The sequence below is a fragment of the Streptomyces sp. NPDC002537 genome (genome assembly GCF_053594975.1).
The window spans coordinates 16,216-34,174 of sequence record NZ_JBSFWT010000080.1; the positions used below are offsets into that span (position 1 = coordinate 16,216).

The window sequence follows — 17,959 nt, forward strand, 5'->3', positions numbered from 1 at the left end:
TGGGGTCAGGAGTCTCCGGCGGGGAAGGAGTAGTCGTCCCAGAGGGCGCGCTCGCCGTCGAGGGGGGCGCGCTCGACACGGGAGGTCAGGTTCCAGATCCGGGTGGCGCGGTCGGCCGGGTCGTACGGGCGCCAGCCAGGGGTGCCGAGGCGGGCGAAGGCCGTCCAGGAGTCCTCCATGGCGTGCGAGAGGCGGGTGAGGGCGGGCCGCTGGGCGGCCACGGTCTCCTTGCCGCGCGGCACCCAGTCGAGGTCGAGGTTGCCGAAGACGAAGGGCATCTCCAACTGGTGCATGGCGCCGAGGTTCTGGGCGTCGGGGACGCCCGCCGCGTAGGGGACGTGCCAGTCGAATTGGTAGACGTAGGAGGGGCGCCAGCGGGACTGCGCCTGGGCGAGCCGGAGCATGGGCATCCGCTCGACCTGGTCGGTGAGCATGGCGTTCACCACCCGGCCCTCGCTCAGCCCCGGGCGGTCCGCCGCGTAGACGTCGTACATGTGCTGCTTGCGGTCCGCGAGGACGGGCGGGAAGCCGGGGTAGGCGCTGAGCGGGAGCTTGAGCAGGTCGGGGGTGAACAGGGCCCAGAAGTCGGTCTCGTTGGTGTTGGTGCCTGTCATGACGTCGACGTGCCGGGCGCTGCCCGCGGCGATCCGGTCGAGCACCGGGCCGGGCACGAGCGAACCGTCGACGTACGGGGTGAAGAACACGGCGCCGGTGAGGCCCGGCAGGCCCGTGCGCACTTTCCGCTGGAGCTCCAGGATCTGCCGGGTGGACAGGGCGTCGAGGTCGCCGACGCCGTGGATGCCGCCGGTCTGGAGGACCCGGTCGGCGTGGGCCAGCGCCGAGCGGGCGGTGTGCACCGCGTTCGCGGGGCCGCTCTCCACGACGGCGCGGTGGAACAGCCGCTCCGGGCGGTCCCCGGCGAGGAGCGCGTCGATCGCGACGGCGCCCGCCGACTGCCCGAAGACGGTGACGTTCCCCGGGTCGCCGCCGAAGGCGCCGACGTGGTCGCGCACCCAGGAGAGCGCGGCGATCTCGTCCCGCAGGCCGTTGTTGCCCGATCCGGCGTACGCGCGGTCCAGCTGCCCGAGTTCCGTCCAGCCGAGGATGCCCAGGCGGTAGTCGACGGAGACCACGACCTCGTCACCGCGGGCGGCCAGGGCCGCGCCGTCGTCGAGGGCGTCGCCCGCCGACTCGTAGACGTCCTCCCCGCCGTGCACGAAGACCATGACGGGCCGGTGCGCGCCGGGCGTCCGCTGGGACCACACGTTGACGTGCAGGCAGTCCTCGACGCCGCTGCCGTCCCCGTCGGAGAGGTCCTGGGGGCAGGGCGGCTTCGGCCGGTCCGCCGGGAGGACGCCCTTCCAGGGCGCGGGCGGCTCGGGCGGCCGGAAGCGCCGGGCGCCGGTGGGCGGCGCGGCGTACGGCACGCCGAGGTACGCGCAGACGCCGTCCCCGGAGGCACCCCGCACCGCGCCCAGCGAGGTCCGCGCGACGCAGTCGGCCCGGCCGTCGCCCGGCGCCTTCCCGGCGGCCGCGGGCGCGCCCACGAGCATCAGCGCCGCGGCCGTCGCGGCCACGGTACGGCGGCGGCCACGCCGCGTCCTGCTCCGGAAGAACACCCGTTCCCCTCTCCGGCCGGCTGCCCCGCCGGCTCCTCCGGCGGTGCCGAACCCATGGACTCACCCAAATCTCGTCCAGAATCAGGGAAACCGCCGACTCGGGCCATCACCTGCCCGAGGGAATCCGGGGTAGAGATGACCATGGAGGCGCGTACGGAACCGATGCGCCCTCGTCCCAAGGAGCTGAGTAATGGACAATGCCCCGGCGGCACCGCGCCGCGCCCTGCTGCGGATGATCACCCTCGGCGGTGCGATGACCGCCGCCGGAGCCCTGACGGCCGGCTGCGGCACGAGCAAGGACAAGTCGGCGGCGGGGAAGTCGGAGGAGTCCGCCGCCGCGTCCGCTGTCGCCGACGGCGCCAAGTCGGGCGCCGACACGATCATGATCATCCGGCATGGCGAGAAGCCGAAGGAGAACGGGAAGAAGGCCCCCTTCGGCATCGCCGAGGACGGTGAGAAGAACGACCACGCCCTCCTCGTGCGCGGCTGGCAGCGGGCGGGCGCGCTGGTGGGCCTGTTCGCCCCCGACGGCGGCACCCCGCTGCGCAAGGGATTCCGGCGGCCGGACGCCGTCTACGCCGCGGGCCCGCACTCCGGGGAGACGGGCCTGCGCCCGAGCGAGACGGTGGCGCCGCTGGCGGCGAAGCTGGGGGTGCGGGCGAACCTCACGCACCGGACGGGCGACGAGACGGCACTGGCCAAGGAGATCGCCCGGCGGCGGGGATGCACGCTGGTGTCCTGGGAGCACCATGCAATCCCGACGATCGTGAAGGGGCTCGGGACCGTGCGGCCCGAGCCGCCGCGCGCGTGGCCGGACGACCGGTTCGACCTCGTGTGGGTGCTGGTGCGGTCGGGCGACGGATGGGCCTTCGCCCAGGAACCGCAACTTCTGCTGGACGGCGACAGCCCGAATCCGGCGTAGGGTTCACGCGCACGCGTCCACGGGGGCACCCGATTTGGGCGGCGATCCGGTTGGTGGTTGGCTGAGCTCCGCAGGGACAACGCACGACGTCCGGGAGGACAGCCATGGGCCAGGTCGAGGCCACCACGGAGCGGATCATCGCGGCGGACCCGGAGGAGGTGTTCGACGCGCTCGCCGACTACAGCGGCACCCGCGCCAAGCTGCTCCCCGAGCACTTCAGCGAGTACGAGGTGCGCAAGGGCGGCGACGGCGAGGGCACCCAGGTGCACTGGAAGCTCCAGGCCACCAGCAAGCGCGTCCGCGACTGCCTGCTGGACGTCACCGAGCCCACCACCGGGCAGCTGGTCGAGAAGGACCTCAACTCCTCGATGGTCACCACCTGGACGGTCACCCCGGCGGGCGAGGGGAAGGCCAGGGCCGTCGTCACCACGGTGTGGAACGGCGCGGGCGGCATCGGTGGGTTCTTCGAGCGCACCTTCGCCCCCAAGGGTCTCGGCCGCATCTATGACGCCGTGCTCACCAACCTCGCCGCGGAGGTCGAGAAGTAGTCGCCGAGTAGCGGGGAACCGGTCGGCAAGCGGTCGGAAGCCATACCGACCGATACCGAACCGATCAGGAACCAGCCCCGAAGCCGAGCGAAAACAGTCGGTGGAAGCCCGGACCGCAAGGGTCCGGGCTTCACCGTTTCGGGTGGTTTCCCCAGCCCTCACACCCTGTCCCGTATGCCTCCGACCGGCGCGAAAGCCGCACAGGGGGCACTCCCCGGTCAATCGCCGCGCTTGCTAGCCGTTGGGCTCAAATGCGAGAAAAGGGCGGCGATGCAGGCCCGATGAGGGGAGTCGTACGTGGGCGGGACCACATTCGGAACCACCTTGGTGCAGAGCGAGGGACCACCGCCCCCGGTGCCGAGGGACGGCGGTTCGTCCCTCGTGCTCGGTGACGGCCCGCCGCCCCTCCGCCCCGCGCCGGACCCCGCCGCCGAACACCCGCAGCCCCGCCTGGGCCCGGCCCGCGTCCGTGTCGTCTTCGTCGGCCTGATGCTCGCGCTGCTCCTCGCCGCGCTCGACCAGACCATCGTGGCCACCGCCCTCCCGAAGATCGTCGGGGAGCTGCACGGCCTCGACCGGATGTCCTGGGCGGTCACCGCGTACCTGCTGAGCTCCACGGCCGTGCTGCCGGTCTACGGCAAGCTGGGCGACCTCTGTGGACGGAAGGGCGTCTTCCTTTTCTCCATCGTCGTCTTCGTCGCCGGTTCGGCCCTCGCGGGCCACTCCGGCACCATGGACGAGCTGATCGCCTACCGCGCCGTCCAGGGAATCGGCGGCGGCGGGCTGCTGATCGGTGTCCAGGCGATCATCGCCGACATCGTCCCGCCCCGGGAGCGCGGCCGCTTCATGGGCGTCGTCGGCGCGGCCTTCGGGCTCGCCTCGGTCGCCGGTCCCCTGCTCGGCGGCTTCTTCACCGACCACGCCTCCTGGCGGTGGTGCTTCTACCTCAACATCCCCGTCGGGCTGGTCACGTTCGTGGTCGTCGCCCTGGGGCTGAAGCTCCCGGCGCCGGTCCGCAGGGCCCGGTTCGACATCTTCGGCGCGCTGCTGCTGATCGCGTTCTCGACCTGTCTGGTGCTGCTGACCACCTGGGGCGGCACCGAGTACGAGTGGAGGTCCCGCGTCATCGTCGGGCTCGCCGCGGGCGCCCTCGGCACGGCGCTCCTCTTCGTCGTGGTCGAGCATGTCGCCACGGAGCCGATCATCCCCCCGCACCTGTTCCGGGACCGGACCTTCAACGTCACCGGGATCGTCGGCGCGGCCATGGGCGTCGGGCTGTTCGGTGCCGCCAGTTATCTCCCGACGTTCCTCCAGATGGTCGACGGGGCCGACGCCACCGAGTCCGGGCTGCTGATGCTGCCCATGATGGGCGGCGTCGTCCTCGCCTCCGTCGTCACCGGCCAGCTCATCAGCCGCACGGGCCGCTACAAGCCCTTCCCCGTCGTCGGGGGCGCCCTCTCCGCGCTGGGCATGTACCTCCTCTCCCACCTCGACACCGACACCCAGCGGACCGTCTACAGCCTCTGGATGGCCGTCCTCGGCATCGGCATCGGGCTCGCCCTGCCCGTCCTCGTGCTCGCCGTGCAGAACTCCGTCCACCCCGCCGACCTGGGCAGCGCGACCAGCGCCAACAACTACTTCCGGCAGATCGGCGGTTCGGTCGGCGCGGCCGTCTTCGGCACCCTCTTCGCCCGCCGCCTCGCGGAGCGGCTGCACGCCGAACTGCCGCGGGACGCCGGGCTGCCCTCGGTCGACTCGATCACCCCGCAGCTGGTGCACGCCCTGCCCCCGGCCATCCGCGACGGCTACGTCCGGGCCTACGCGGACGCCATGCCGCGGATCTTCCTCTACCTCGTGCCGGTGCTCGTCCTCGGCTTTCTGCTCGCCTTCCTGCTGAAAGAGAAACCCCTGGTGTCCCACAACGCCTCCGAAGCCCCCGTCATCCCGTCCGCGCGCGCCGAACCCCAGGACGGTCCGGCGCACTTCGTCCCCGGCATCCCCGTCACGGGCACCGTCCAGCACCCCGACGGCACCACCGTGCCGCGCGCCGCGCTCACCCTCATCGACATCCGCGGCCAGCAGATCGGGCGCGGCGCGAGCGGGGAGGACGGGCGGTACGCGCTCAGCACCCCCGGCACCGGCTCGTACGTCCTCATCGCCGCCGCGGGCGGCCACCAGCCACAGGCCGTCACCGTCACCGTCGGCGAGCGGCCCGTCGACCTCGACGTCGTCCTCGGCGGCGCCGGGCGCCTCGCGGGCACCGTGCTCACCCCCGACGGCAACCCGGTGCACGACGCGCTCGTCACCCTGACCAATGTGCACGGGGAGGTCGTCTCCGCCACCCGCACCGGCCGCGAAGGCGGCTATGTGATCTCGGAGTTGGTCGCCGGCGAGTACACCCTCGCCTCCAGCGCCCCGGCCTTCCGGCCCGCGGCGCTGCCGGTGACCGTCCAGTCCTGCCGCGAGACCCGCCAGGACATCGAGCTCGCGGGCGGAGCGGTGCTGCGGGGCGTCGTCCGGGCGGGCGGCGGGCGGCCCGTCGAGGACGCCCGCGTCACCCTGCTGGACGCCGCGGGCAATGTCGTCGACTCGGCGACCACGGGGCCGGACGGCGCATTCCGCTTCGTCGACCTGTCCGCGGGTGAGTACACGGTCATCGCCGCCGGGTACCCGCCGGTGGCGACGGTCCTCCAGGTCGCGGGCGGTGGCCGCACGGAACGGGACCTCCAGCTGGGCCACGCCGACTGACCCCGGGGGCGGCTATGCCAGGCGGGCCAGCGCCTGCCGGGCCGCCACCCGGAGGCGGTCGTGGTTGCGGGCCGCCACCAGGACGTCCTCCGCCCGGCGGTCGCCCAGGACGCCCAGCCCCTCGACGCACGCGCGGGCGACCGGCCAGCAGTGGTCCGGCGCGGCGAGCAGCCGCTCCAGGGTGGCCAGCAGGGCGGGCACGGACTCCGGCGCCCGCAGCTCGGTCAGCAGCCGCACGGGGTGCAGGGCGTAGGCGGTACGTAACGGGTTGGTGGCGAGCGCGGCCGCCGCGCGGGCCGTCCGGGGGTCGCCGAGCCGGGCGAGGACGAACGCGGCGGTGGCGCACCGTACCGGCTCGCGGTAGTTGAGGAGCAGGACGAGGGTCTCGAAGGCCCTCCGGTCGTGCTCGGCGCCGAGCGCGAAGGCGGCGATCTCCCGGGCCCACAGCGGCCGTTCGGGGGCGGTCAGGATCGCGGCGAGCTCGTCGCGCCGCCCGTCGCGGTGGGAGCGGACGAGCGCGAGCAGCCGCTCGAAGGCCGCGAACTCGGCGGGGGTGACCAGTTCGGCGCGCACCCGCTTCAGCAGGGCCCGAAATTCCTCTTCCATTGCCCGCTCTCCTCCCCGAGTGGCCGGAACCACATCGTAAGTCGCGCGCACTTCCCCTGGTGCTCTTGGTTACCCGTGAGTTAATCTCCCGGCAAGAGCAGTACCCCTGCTCGGGCGGCCTGGTGACGCAGCCGCCGCGCGCAAGTCGGTTCGTCGGTTCGGCGCTCCTCGCTCACGGCACGGCCCCGGGACAGGGCCCGCCGTTCGTACAACTCCCCTTCCGTGGGCGCTCCTTACCCGTACCCGGAAATCCCACGGACGTCGCGGCCCGCCATGGTCCGCGCACCCAACCGGCACTCAACCGACGTATCCCCTGCGCACGGGGAACACCTTCTGGAGTCTCGCGATGGACCGTACGTCCACCCCTGAGCCGTCCCCTGCCCCCATCCGCTCCGAGTCGCCCGCGGCGGCCGTCCGTACCGTGGCCGTCGTCGGCCTCGGCACCATGGGCACCGGCATCGCCGAAGTGCTGGCCCGCGCGGGCCGCGAGGTCATCGGCATCGACGTGTCCGAGGCCGCGGCCGCGCACGCCGTCCGCGCGCTGGAGGCCGCGACCGCCCGCGCGGTGCGGCGCGAGAAGATCACCGAGGAGGAGCGGCGGGCCGTGCTCGCGCGCTTCCGCACCGCCCGTGAACTCGCCGCCGCCGCGGCCGCCGACCTGGTGATCGAGGTGGTGCCGGAGGACTACGCCCTCAAGCACGAGGTGTTCACCGCCCTCGACGCGCTGGTCCGCCCCGACGCGATCCTCGCGACCGGCACCAACGCCCTGTCCGTGACCCGGCTCGCGGCCGACTCCGCGCACCCCGAACGCGTCCTCGGGCTGCACTTCTTCAACCCGGCCCCGGCGATGAGACTGGTCGAGGTCGTCTCCTCGGTGCTCACCGCGCCCACCGCGGTGACGGCCGTGACCGAGCTCGCCCGGGAGCTGGGCAAGGAGCCGGTCGCGGTCGGCGACCGGCCGGGGTTCGTCGCCGACGGGCTGCTGTTCGGCTACCTCAACCAGGCCGCGGCGATGTACGAGTCGCGCTACGCCACCCGCGAGGACATCGACGCGGCGATGCGGCTGGGCTGCGGGCTGCCGATGGGCCCGCTCGCCCTGCTGGACCTGATCGGCGTCGACACCGCCCGCACGGTCCTGGAGGCCATGTACGCCGCCTCCCACGACCGGCTGCACGCGCCCGCGCCGGTCCTCGGGCAGCTCGCCGAGGCGGGGCTGACCGGCCGCAAGGCCGGGCGCGGGTTCTACACGTACGAGGCGCCGGACTCGGCGGTCGTGGTGCCGGACGCCCGGACGCCGGGCGGGGCCGCCGCGGGCGGCGGCACGGCGCGGGAGGTGCGCGCCGTGGGCGTGGCCGGGTCGGGCACGATGGCGAGCGGCATCTCCGAGGTCTTCGCCAAGGCGGGGTACGCGGTGGTCCTGGCGGCCCGCTCGGCGGAGAAGGCGGAGGCGGCGAAGGCCCGGATCGCGAAGTCCCTGACCCGCTCGGTGGAGAAGGGCAGGCTGACGCCGGCGGAGCGGGAGGAGGCCCTCTCCGCGATCACCCCGGCGGGCTCGCTGGACGCCTTCGCGGAGGTGGACCTGGCCGTCGAGGCGGTGGCGGAGGACCTGACGGTCAAGCAGCAGCTGTTCGCGACGCTCGACAAGGTCTGCAAGCCGGGCACGGTGCTGGCCACCACCACCTCGTCGCTGCCGGTGGTCGCGTGCGCCCGTGCCACGTCGCGGCCCCAGGACGTCATCGGGATGCACTTCTTCAACCCGGCCCCGGCGATGAAGCTGGTCGAGGTGGTGCGCACGGTCCTCACCGGCGACGACGCGCACGCCACCGTCCGCGCGGTGTGCGCCCGCGTCCGCAAGCACCCGGTGGACTGCGGCGACCGGGCGGGGTTCATCGTCAACGCGCTGCTGTTCCCGTACCTCAACAACGCGATCAAGATGGTGCAGGAGCACTACGCGACGCTGGACGACATCGACGCCGCGATGAAGCTGGGCGGCGGCTATCCGATGGGTCCGTTCGAGCTGCTGGACGTGGTCGGGCTCGATGTGTCGCTGGCCATCGAGAAGGTGCTGCACCGGGAGTTCCGCGATCCGGGACTCGCGCCCGCGCCGCTGCTGGAACACCTGGTGGCGGCGGGCTGCCTGGGACGGAAGACAGGACGCGGCTTCCGTGAGTACGCCCGGCGCTGAGCCGTGGGTGCTCCCGGACGGCGCGGGATGGGGCGGGCTGCTCGAACCGGTCGGCGGTCCGCCCCGGCACACCCATACGGACGCGTGTTACGTTCCCCACATGCCCCAGCCCGACAAGGCCGCCCGCACCACGCGCTCGGCCGTCGCCCCACCCCGAGAGCCGCGCGCCGGCACCGAGAGCGCGGGCAGCCGCCGCGCCGCCGCCCAGCGGCTGACCATGCGCCGCAAACTCGCGGCGGCCGCGATGGAGTTGTTCGCGACGAAGGGCTACGAGGCGACGACCGTCGACGAGATCGCGGCCGCGGCCGGTGTGGCCCGCCGGACCTTCTTCCGTCACTTCCGCTCCAAGGAAGAGGCGATCTTCCCCGACCACGACGACACGCTCGTCCGGGCCGCGGGGGTGCTCGACGCGGCCCCGCCGCACGAGAACCCGCTCGACACGGTCTGCCGGGGGATCAAGGAGGTCATGCGGATGTACGCGGCCTCCCCCGCGGTCTCCGTCGAGCGCTACCGGCTGACCCGGGAGGTGCCCGCGCTCCGCGAGCGGGAGATCGCCTCGGTGGCCCGCTACGAGCGGCTGTTCACCCGCTATCTCCTCGGCCACTTCGACGAGCGCGCCCACCACGTGGGCGACGACGACCCGCTGCTCGCCGAGGTCGCCGCGTCGGCGGTGGTCACGGCGCACAACCACGTGCTGCGGCGCTGGCTGCGCGGCGGCGGCGAGGGCGATGTGGAGACCCAGCTCGACCACGCGTTCGCGATCGTGCGGGAGACCTTCGGCAGCGGCATCGGAGCGGGCCGTTCCGGGCAGGAACCACGGCCCGCCTCGGTCCGGACCGAGGGCGAGGTGCTGGTGGCGGTGGCCCGTACGGACGCGCCGCTCGGCGAGGTCATGCGGGCGATCGAGAAAGCCCTGAAGAAAGACTGAAGAAGGACTGACGACCCGACCTCGGGGCGAACCAACTCACGGAAAAATCACGACAGATCAGGACATCCAAGGCGGCCGCCCCTCCAGGGGTGGCCGCCTTGGATGCTCAGAGTTCGCTCATACGTGCCCTGCGGATGACATCTGAGAGAAATTGTTGGCACTCGGTGTCTTGTCGCCTGGCACCCGGTGCCACTACCTTGTGGGTGTCCGGGCGGCCGGCGCGCAGACACAACCGTCGCGCGCCGGCTGTCCCCACAAGTACCTTGTGCGTCCGGACGCCTGCGTCACACAGGCCCCCTGCGTCACCCGCGCTGCCGCATCACCCGCCGAACCGACGGCACCACCCTCCGCACCACCTCCGCACCACCCCCGACGTTCCCTCAAGCCCGTTCCACGACGCGCTTCGCCGGAGGCACCGCATGAACCACATCCTGGACGCGATACTCGCGCCCGACAGCTCCCCCGAGGACTTCGCCGCCCTCCCCCTCCCCGAGTCCTACCGCGCGGTCACCGTGCACAAGGACGAGGCGGAGATGTTCGCCGGTCTCACCAGCCGGGAGAAGGACCCCCGCAAATCGCTGCACGTCGAAGAGGTCGCGCTGCCCGAACTCGGGCCCGGCGAGGCCCTGGTGGCCGTGATGGCCAGCTCCGTGAACTACAACTCGGTCTGGACCTCGATCTTCGAGCCGGTGCCGACCTTCGCCTTCCTGGAGCGCTACGGCAAGCTCTCCCCGCTCGGCAAGCGGCACGACCTGCCCTACCACGTCATCGGCTCCGACCTCGCGGGCGTCGTGCTGCGCACCGGCCCCGGGGTGAACGCCTGGCGGCCGGGCGACGAGGTCGTCGCGCACTGCCTGTCGGTGGAGCTGGAGAGCGCCGACGGCCACAACGACACCATGCTCGACCCCGAGCAGCGGATCTGGGGTTTCGAGACCAACTTCGGCGGCCTGGCCGAGATCGCGCTGGTGAAGTCCAACCAGCTGATGCCCAAGGCGAAGCACCTGACATGGGAGGAGGCGGCCGCTCCGGGGCTGGTGAACTCCACCGCCTACCGGCAGCTGGTCTCCCGCAACGGCGCCGGGATGAAGCAGGGCGACAACGTCCTGATCTGGGGCGCGAGCGGCGGACTCGGCTCGTACGCAACGCAGTTCGCGCTCGCCGGCGGCGCCACCCCCATCTGTGTGGTCTCCAGTGAGCAGAAGGCGGAGATCTGCCGCCGGATGGGCGCCACGGCCATCATCAACCGCAGTGCGGAGGACTACCGGTTCTGGAAGGACGAGAACACCCAGGACCCCCGCGAGTGGAAGCGCCTGGGCAAGCGCATCCGTGAACTGACCGGCGGCGAGGACGTCGACATCGTCTTCGAGCACCCCGGCCGGGAGACCTTCGGCGCCTCCGTCTACGTCACCCGCAAGGGCGGCACCATCGTCACCTGCGCCTCCACCTCCGGCTACCGGCACGAGTACGACAACCGCTACCTGTGGATGTCGCTGAAGTCCATCGTGGGCTCGCACTTCGCCAACTACCGCGAGGCGTGGGAGGCCAACCGCCTCATAGCCAAGGGGAAGATCCACCCCACGCTGTCGAAGACCTACTCCCTCGCCGAGACCGGCCAGGCCGCCTACGACGTCCACCGCAACCTCCACCAGGGCAAGGTCGGCGTCCTCGCCCTCGCCCCCGAGGAGGGCCTGGGCGTGCGCGACGAGGAACTCCGCGCCCGGCACATCGACGCCATCAACCGCTTCAAGGACATCTGAGAGAAGCAGGCATGACTGACCGTCAGAAGGATCGTCCGTGGCTGATGCGGACGTACGCCGGGCACTCCACGGCGGAGGCGTCCAACGAGCTCTACCGGCGCAATCTCGCCAAGGGCCAGACCGGCCTGTCGGTCGCCTTCGACCTGCCGACGCAGACCGGTTACGACCCCGACCACGTCCTCGCCCGCGGCGAGGTCGGCCGGGTCGGGGTCCCCGTCGCCCATCTCGGCGACATGCGGCGGCTGTTCCAGGACATCCCGCTGGACCGGATGAACACCTCCATGACCATCAACGCCACCGCCATGTGGCTGCTGGCGATGTACCAGGTGGTCGCGGAGGAACAGGGCGCCGATGTCACCGCGCTGGCCGGGACCACGCAGAACGACATCGTCAAGGAGTACCTGTCGCGCGGGACGCACGTCTTCCCGCCGGGGCCGAGCCTGCGGCTGACCACGGACATGATCGCGTACACGGTCAACAACATCCCGAAGTGGAACCCGATCAACATCTGCAGCTACCACCTGCAGGAGGCGGGGGCCACTCCGGTCCAGGAGATCTCGTACGCGATGTCCACCGCGATCGCCGTGCTCGACGCGGTGTTCGCGTCCGGCCAGGTCCCCGAGGACCGCAAGGGCGATGTCGTCGCCCGGATCTCCTTCTTCGTGAACGCGGGCGTCCGCTTCGTCGAGGAGATGTGCAAGATGCGCGCCTTCGGACGCATCTGGGAGAAGATCACCCGGGAGCGGTACGGCATCGAGGACCCCAGGCAGCGCCGCTTCCGCTACGGCGTCCAGGTCAACTCCCTCGGGCTGACCGAGGCGCAGCCGGAGAACAACGTCCAGCGCATCGTCCTGGAGATGCTGGCCGTCACCCTCTCCAAGGACGCCCGCGCCCGCGCCGTCCAACTGCCCGCCTGGAACGAGGCACTGGGCCTGCCCCGCCCGTGGGACCAGCAGTGGTCGCTGCGCATCCAGCAGGTCCTGGCGCACGAGAGCGACCTGCTGGAGTACGAGGACATCTTCGCCGGGTCGCACGTCGTCGAGGCGAAGGTGGCGGCGCTGACCGAGGAGTGCCTGACCGAGATCGACCGGATCCAGGCGATGGGCGGCGCGATGGCCGCCGTCGAGTCGGGCTATCTCAAGGCGCAGTTGGTCTCCTCGCACGCCGAGCGCCGGGCCAGGATCGAGGCGGGCGAGGAGAAGATCGTCGGCGTCAACTGCTTCGAGTCCACCGAGCCCAGCCCGCTCACGGCCGACCTCGACACCGCAATCATGACGGTCGACCCGGCCAACGAGGCGCGCGTCGTGGCGGCCCTGCACTCCTGGCGCGACAACCGCGACGAGGGCCGCGCCCAGGAGTCCCTGTCCGTGCTGAAGAAGACGGCCGCGGGCACGGACAACCTGATGGCGGCCACGCTGGAGTGCGTGCGGGCCGGCGTCACGACCGGCGAGTGGTCGTGGGCGCTGCGCGACGTGTTCGGCGAGTTCCGCGCCCCCACGGGGGTGGGCGGCGCTCCCGTCGCGGTCACCGCCGAGGCGGGCACCCCGCTCGCCGCGGTCCGTGCGAAGGTCGCCCGCACCGCCGAGGAGCTGGGCGGCGGCAAGCTGCGCCTGCTGGTCGGCAAGCCCGGTCTGGACGGGCACTCCAACGGCGCCGAGCAGATAGCCGTACGGGCCCGCGACGCCGGCTTCGAGGTCGTCTACCAGGGCATCCGGCTGACCCCGGAGCAGATCGTGGCGGCGGCCGTCGCGGAGGACGTGCACTGCGTCGGCCTGTCGATCCTCTCCGGGTCGCATGCCGAGCTGGTGCCGGACGTGCTGGCCCGGCTGCGGAGCACCGGGGCGGACGACGTCCCGGTGATCGTCGGTGGCATCATCCCGTCCGCCGACGCCGCCGCCCTGCGGGCCGTCGGCGTAGCGGCCGTCTTCACCCCCAAGGATTTCGGCATCACGGAGATCATCGGCCGTATCGTCGACGAGATCCGGAAAGCGAACCACCTCGACCCTCTGGAGGTCCCCGCATGACCGCCCACCCGTCGCCCGCCACCACCCCGGCCGGAAGCCTCCCCCAGACTTCGTCCGGGGGGACCCCCACCGCGGCTGCCCCTTCTGGATCCAACCGTCTGCGGCCGCGCCGCTCCTGCCTCGCCGTCCCCGGCAGCAACCCGCGCTTCCTGGAGAAGGCCCAGGGGCTCCCGGCCGACCAGGTCTTCCTGGACCTGGAGGACGCGTGCGCGCCGCTCGCCAAGGAGGGCGCCCGGCACACCGTCGTCGACGCGTTGAACAACGGCGACTGGACGGGCAAGACCAGGGTCGTACGGGTCAACGACTGGACGACGCACTGGACGTACCGTGACGTCATCACGGTCGTGGAGGGCGCGGGCCCGAACCTCGACTGCATCATGCTGCCGAAGGTGCAGGACGCCGAGCAGATCGTGGCCCTGGACCTGCTGCTGACCCAGATCGAGAAGACGATGGGCTTCGAGGTCGGGCGCATCGGCATCGAGGCGCAGATCGAGAACGCCAAGGGCCTGGTGAACGTGGACGCGATCGCCGCCGCGTCGCCGCGCGTGGAGACGATCATCTTCGGCCCGGCGGACTTCATGGCCTCCATCAACATGAAGTCGCTGGTCGTCGGCCACCAGCCGCCCGGCTACGGGGCGGACGCCTACCACTACATCCTGATGCGCATCCTGATGGCGGCCCGCGCCAACGACCTCCAGGCCATCGACGGTCCGTACCTCCAGATCCGCAACCCCGACGGCTACCGCGAGGTGGCGGGCCGGGCGGCGGCGCTGGGCTTCGACGGGAAGTGGGTGCTGCACCCCGGCCAGGTCGAGCTCGCCAACGAGATCTTCTCGCCGTCGCAGGAGGACTACGACCACGCCGAGCTGATCCTGGACGCGTACGACTACTGCACCTCCGAGGCGGGCGGCAAGAAGGGCTCGGCGATGCTCGGCGACGAGATGATCGACGAGGCCAGCCGGAAGATGGCGCTGGTCATCTCGGGCAAGGGCCGCGCGGCGGGTATGACCCGTACGTCCAAGTTCGAGATCCCGGAGGCCTGAGCACGATGCAGTTCGGCCGTACCTACGAAGAGTTCACCGTCGGCGACGTGTACAAGCACTGGCCCGGGAAGACCGTCACCGAATACGACGACCACCTCTTCTGTCTGCTCACGATGAACCACCATCCGCTGCACATGGACACCAATTACGCGGAGAAGACGGCCGATTTCGGCAGGAACGTCGTGGTCGGCAATTATGTCTACTCGCTGCTGCTGGGCATGTCGGTGCCGGACGTCTCGGGCAAGGCGATCGCCAATCTGGAGGTCGAGTCGCTGAAGCACATCGCGCCGACGTTCCACGGCGACACGATCTACGGCGAGACGACCGTGCTGGACAAGACGCCGTCGAGGTCCAAGAGCGACCGCGGCATCGTCCATGTGGAGACCCGGGGTTACAAGCAGGACGGCACCGTCGTGTGCGTGTTCCGGCGCAAGGTGATGGTGCCCACCGCCGAATACATCGAGAAGCGCGGCGGCGAGCAGCCCGGCCGCCCCGAGCCGATCATCCGGGAGAAGTGAGATGGGACGCCTCGCGCAGACCGACGGCCTGACGGACATCCAGCGGGAAATCCTCGCCACCGTCCGGGAATTCGTCGACAAAGAGATCATCCCGGTCGCGACCGGACTGGAGCACCGCGACGAGTACCCGACGCAGATAGTCGAGGGCCTCAAGGAACTCGGGCTGTTCGGCCTGATGATCCCGGAGGAGTACGGCGGGCTGGGTGAGTCCCTTCTCACATACGCGCTGTGCGTCGAGGAGATCGCCCGGGGCTGGATGAGCGTGTCGGGCATCGTCAACACGCACTTCATCGTCGCCTACATGCTGAAGCAGCACGGCACCCAGGAACAGAAGGACCATTTCCTGCCGAGGATGGCGACCGGCGAGGTCCGGGGCGCCTTCTCGATGTCCGAGCCGGGGCTCGGCTCCGATGTGTCGGCCATCACGTCCAAGGGTGTCAAGGACGGCGAGGACCATGTCCTCACCGGCCAGAAGATGTGGCTGACCAACGGCGGCTCGTCCACCTTGGTGGCGGTGCTCTGCCGGACGGACGAGGGACACCCCGAGGGGACCGCCCCGCACAAGTCGATGACGACCTTCCTGATCGAGAAGGAACCCGGTTTCGGCCAGGTCAAGCCGGGGCTCACCATCCCCGGGAAGATCGAGAAAATGGGTTACAAGGGCGTCGACACCACCGAATTGATCATGGATGGGCTGCGCGTTCCCGGCAATCGCGTGCTCGGCGGCACCACCGGCCGGGGTTTTTACCAAATGATGGACGGCGTCGAGGTCGGCCGGGTCAATGTCGCCGCGCGTGGCTGCGGCGTCGCTCAGCGTGCGTTCGAACTGGGCGTCTCCTACGCGCAGCAGCGGCAGACCTTCGGAAAACCCATCGCCCAGCACCAGGCCATTCAATTCAAACTGGCCGAAATGGCAACAAAGGTCGAAGCGGCGCATGCGATGATGGTCAATGCGGCACGCAAGAAGGACTCGGGGCAGCGCAATGACCTCGAGGCCGGAATGGCCAAGTATCTGGCGTCCGAATACTGCAAGGAAGTGGTCGAGGACGCGTTCCGCATCCACGGCGGCTACGGCTTCTCCAAGGAGTACGAGATCGAGCGGCTCTACCGCGAGGCGCCGATGCTGCTCATCGGAGAGGGCACGGCAGAGATCCAGAAAATGATCATCGGTCGTCGGCTACTCGAGGAGTACCGACTCCAGGGGTAGTTGTCCCGATTAGGAGTGGTTTCACCGAGAAGAAGATCACACCGAGTCATCGGAGTTCGGCCATCGACTGGCCCTGGCGCTTAGCCAGTTGCCGCCCGCACCCGATAGCATCCCCGGAAAGCCGCCGTCCCCCAATCGTTACGCGGCACCCTCCGCTACGAAGGTCACCCATGCCCCACAGCTCTTCCTCTGCACCACGCGACAGCCTTGTCGGTGTACGCCTCGCGCGCGGAGCATCGCCGTGGCTCCTCCCGACCGTCGCCACGGCCGCGGTCAGCCTCACCCGTGCCCGGCGCTCCGGTCGCTGGGCGGCGCTGGCCGTGCCCACCACCGCGCTCGCGGCGGGCATGCTGTGGTTCTTCCGCGACCCCGATCGCGAGATCGCCCAGGGCCGGGTCATCTCCCCGGCCGACGGCGTGGTGCAGAGCATCATGCCGTGGAAGGACGGGCGCACCCGTGTCGCGATCTTCATGAGCCCGCTGAACGTCCACGTCAACCGGGCGCCGCTGGCCGGCACGGTGACGTCGGTCGAGCACATCCCCGGTGGATTCGTTCCCGCTTTCAACAAGGAGAGCGAGAACAACGAGCGCGTCGTCTGGCACTTCGACACCGAGCTCGGTGACATCGAGATGGTCCAGATCGCCGGCGCCGTCGCCCGGCGTATCGTTCCTTATGTACCGCAGGACACGAAGGTGGAGCAGGGTGAGCGGATCGGCCTGATCCGTTTCGGCTCTCGCGTCGACGTCTATCTCCCCGCGGGGATCGAGGTCGCCGTCGAGGTCGGCCAGCCCACCACGGCAGGGGTGACGCGCCTTGACCGTGATTGATCCGGACACACAGGCCGCCTGGGTGCCGGAAGCGGAGCCGGAGGACGAGGTCGACATGCCGCTGTCCACGCGGCTGTCGATAGCGGACACCCTCACGCTCGGCAATGCGATCTGTGGCTTCATGGCGGTGTACTTCACCACCACCGGCGTCCTCATGCCCCACCTCCTCGGCAACGAGGACGGCGGCATGGCCCGGCACAGCGCGGCGACGGCCGTGATACTGATGCTGCTCGCCTCGGTCTTCGACCTGTTCGACGGCCTCGTGGCGCGGAAGCTGCGCAGCTCCGCGATGGGTGCGGAGCTGGACAACCTGTCCGACCTGATCAGCTTCGGCCTGGCGCCCGCGTACTTCGTGGTCGTCTGGGGCGTCGTCGCCCAGGACGCGCACCAGCGGGTGTCGGCCGTCGCGGCGATCGTGGTGCTCCTCGCCGTCGTGCTGCGTCTGGCGCGCTTCTCGTGCGTCCAGCTGCGCGACGGCATCTTCCAGGGGATGCCGAGCCCCTTCGGGGCGCTGACCGTCGTGTCGATCGTGCTGCTGGAGCTGCCCTTCGTCCCGACGCTGCTGGCGATCGTGGGCGTGGCCTGGCTGATGGTGAGCCGCGTCGAGTACCCGAAGCCGCGGGGCCGGCTGGCGGTGGCGATGCTCAGCTGGATCGTGCTGAGCATGGGGCTGCTGGCGGCATGGGCCTTCGACGCGCCGGGCGGCGAGCTGCTCCTCCAGACCGGGTGCGCCCTCCAGGTCGTCCTGGGCGCGGTCATCCCGCTCTTCGCGACCGCTCGTCGCGTGAACACGTTCCGTGACAACCGTCGCGAGGCGCGTTCGGCAGCGCAGTTGCCGTAGGCACGCCGAAAGGGGCGGGCCAGGGGTTCTCTCCCCTGACCCGCCCCTTTCCCATTTCCGGGGCGCGTGCCCCGGGCCCCCGGCTGCGGTCCGCCTGCGGCGGGAGCGGCCTGCGGCCGCGTCCTCAAACGCCGGACGGGCTGGATGTGCGGACCGTGGCCTTGAACCTGCGGGCCCGCAGTGTGC

General features: G+C 71.0%; 14 protein-coding genes. 12 read left to right on the forward strand and 2 right to left on the reverse strand.

The window, feature by feature from the left end; all coding sequences use genetic code 11:
• Positions 1 to 5: 5 nt before the first annotated feature.
• Positions 6 to 1,619 (reverse strand): carboxylesterase/lipase family protein, encoded by a 1,614-nt coding sequence (locus ACWD4A_RS28165; protein WP_451198199.1) that lies wholly within the window; start codon positions 1,617 to 1,619, stop codon positions 6 to 8.
• 190 nt (positions 1,620 to 1,809) lie between these two features.
• On the opposite strand from ACWD4A_RS28165, the gene ACWD4A_RS28170 reads away from it, so the two are divergent.
• From ACWD4A_RS28170 to ACWD4A_RS28180, 3 genes are all read left to right on the forward strand, one after another.
• The gene (locus tag ACWD4A_RS28170) at positions 1,810 to 2,541 is read left to right on the forward strand and encodes a hypothetical protein (protein ID WP_451198201.1); all 732 of its coding nucleotides are present in this window, start codon (positions 1,810 to 1,812) and stop codon (positions 2,539 to 2,541) included.
• 104 nt (positions 2,542 to 2,645) lie between these two features.
• Complete coding sequence (locus ACWD4A_RS28175) at positions 2,646 to 3,089, forward strand: SRPBCC family protein (RefSeq protein ID WP_451198203.1); 444 nt, start codon at positions 2,646 to 2,648, stop codon at positions 3,087 to 3,089.
• Positions 3,090 to 3,386: 297 nt separating this feature from the next.
• A complete protein-coding gene (locus ACWD4A_RS28180) occupies positions 3,387 to 5,837 on the forward strand; it encodes an MFS transporter (RefSeq protein ID WP_451198204.1) in 2,451 nt (816 codons plus the stop codon).
• A gap of 12 nt (positions 5,838 to 5,849) precedes the next feature.
• Here the strand turns inward: ACWD4A_RS28180 and ACWD4A_RS28185 are convergent, their stop codons facing one another.
• Positions 5,850 to 6,443: a HEAT repeat domain-containing protein gene (locus ACWD4A_RS28185; RefSeq protein WP_451198206.1), complete on the reverse strand. Its 594-nt coding sequence runs from the start codon at positions 6,441 to 6,443 to the stop codon at positions 5,850 to 5,852.
• Between the two features lie 346 nt (positions 6,444 to 6,789).
• Here ACWD4A_RS28185 and ACWD4A_RS28190 point away from each other — a divergent pair, with 346 nt between their 5' ends.
• From ACWD4A_RS28190 to pssA, 9 genes are all read left to right on the forward strand, one after another.
• Complete coding sequence (locus ACWD4A_RS28190; RefSeq protein ID WP_451198208.1) at positions 6,790 to 8,628, forward strand: 3-hydroxyacyl-CoA dehydrogenase family protein; 1,839 nt, start codon at positions 6,790 to 6,792, stop codon at positions 8,626 to 8,628.
• A gap of 100 nt (positions 8,629 to 8,728) precedes the next feature.
• Complete coding sequence (locus ACWD4A_RS28195) at positions 8,729 to 9,556, forward strand: TetR family transcriptional regulator (RefSeq protein ID WP_451198209.1); 828 nt, start codon at positions 8,729 to 8,731, stop codon at positions 9,554 to 9,556.
• A gap of 419 nt (positions 9,557 to 9,975) precedes the next feature.
• Complete coding sequence (gene ccrA, locus ACWD4A_RS28200; protein ID WP_451198210.1) at positions 9,976 to 11,313, forward strand: crotonyl-CoA carboxylase/reductase; 1,338 nt, start codon at positions 9,976 to 9,978, stop codon at positions 11,311 to 11,313.
• An 11-nt stretch (positions 11,314 to 11,324) separates the two neighbouring features.
• Complete coding sequence (locus tag ACWD4A_RS28205; RefSeq protein WP_451198211.1) at positions 11,325 to 13,337, forward strand: protein meaA; 2,013 nt, start codon at positions 11,325 to 11,327, stop codon at positions 13,335 to 13,337.
• Positions 13,334 to 14,380: an HpcH/HpaI aldolase/citrate lyase family protein gene (locus ACWD4A_RS28210; RefSeq protein ID WP_451198213.1), complete on the forward strand. Its 1,047-nt coding sequence runs from the start codon at positions 13,334 to 13,336 to the stop codon at positions 14,378 to 14,380. The genes ACWD4A_RS28205 and ACWD4A_RS28210 overlap by 4 nt, the downstream gene beginning before the upstream one ends.
• 5 nt (positions 14,381 to 14,385) lie before the next feature.
• Positions 14,386 to 14,898 carry a MaoC family dehydratase gene (locus ACWD4A_RS28215; RefSeq protein WP_451198214.1) on the forward strand — a complete coding sequence of 171 codons (513 nt, stop codon included), beginning with the start codon at positions 14,386 to 14,388 and terminating at the stop codon, positions 14,896 to 14,898.
• Position 14,899: 1 nt separating this feature from the next.
• Positions 14,900 to 16,105 carry an acyl-CoA dehydrogenase family protein gene (locus tag ACWD4A_RS28220; protein WP_451198216.1) on the forward strand — a complete coding sequence of 402 codons (1,206 nt, stop codon included), beginning with the start codon at positions 14,900 to 14,902 and terminating at the stop codon, positions 16,103 to 16,105.
• 170 nt (positions 16,106 to 16,275) lie between these two features.
• Positions 16,276 to 16,932: a phosphatidylserine decarboxylase gene (locus ACWD4A_RS28225; protein ID WP_451198217.1), complete on the forward strand. Its 657-nt coding sequence runs from the start codon at positions 16,276 to 16,278 to the stop codon at positions 16,930 to 16,932.
• A complete protein-coding gene (pssA, locus tag ACWD4A_RS28230; protein ID WP_451198218.1) occupies positions 16,919 to 17,773 on the forward strand; it encodes a CDP-diacylglycerol--serine O-phosphatidyltransferase in 855 nt (284 codons plus the stop codon). The genes ACWD4A_RS28225 and pssA overlap by 14 nt, the downstream gene beginning before the upstream one ends.
• The last annotated feature ends 186 nt before the right edge of the window (positions 17,774 to 17,959 follow it).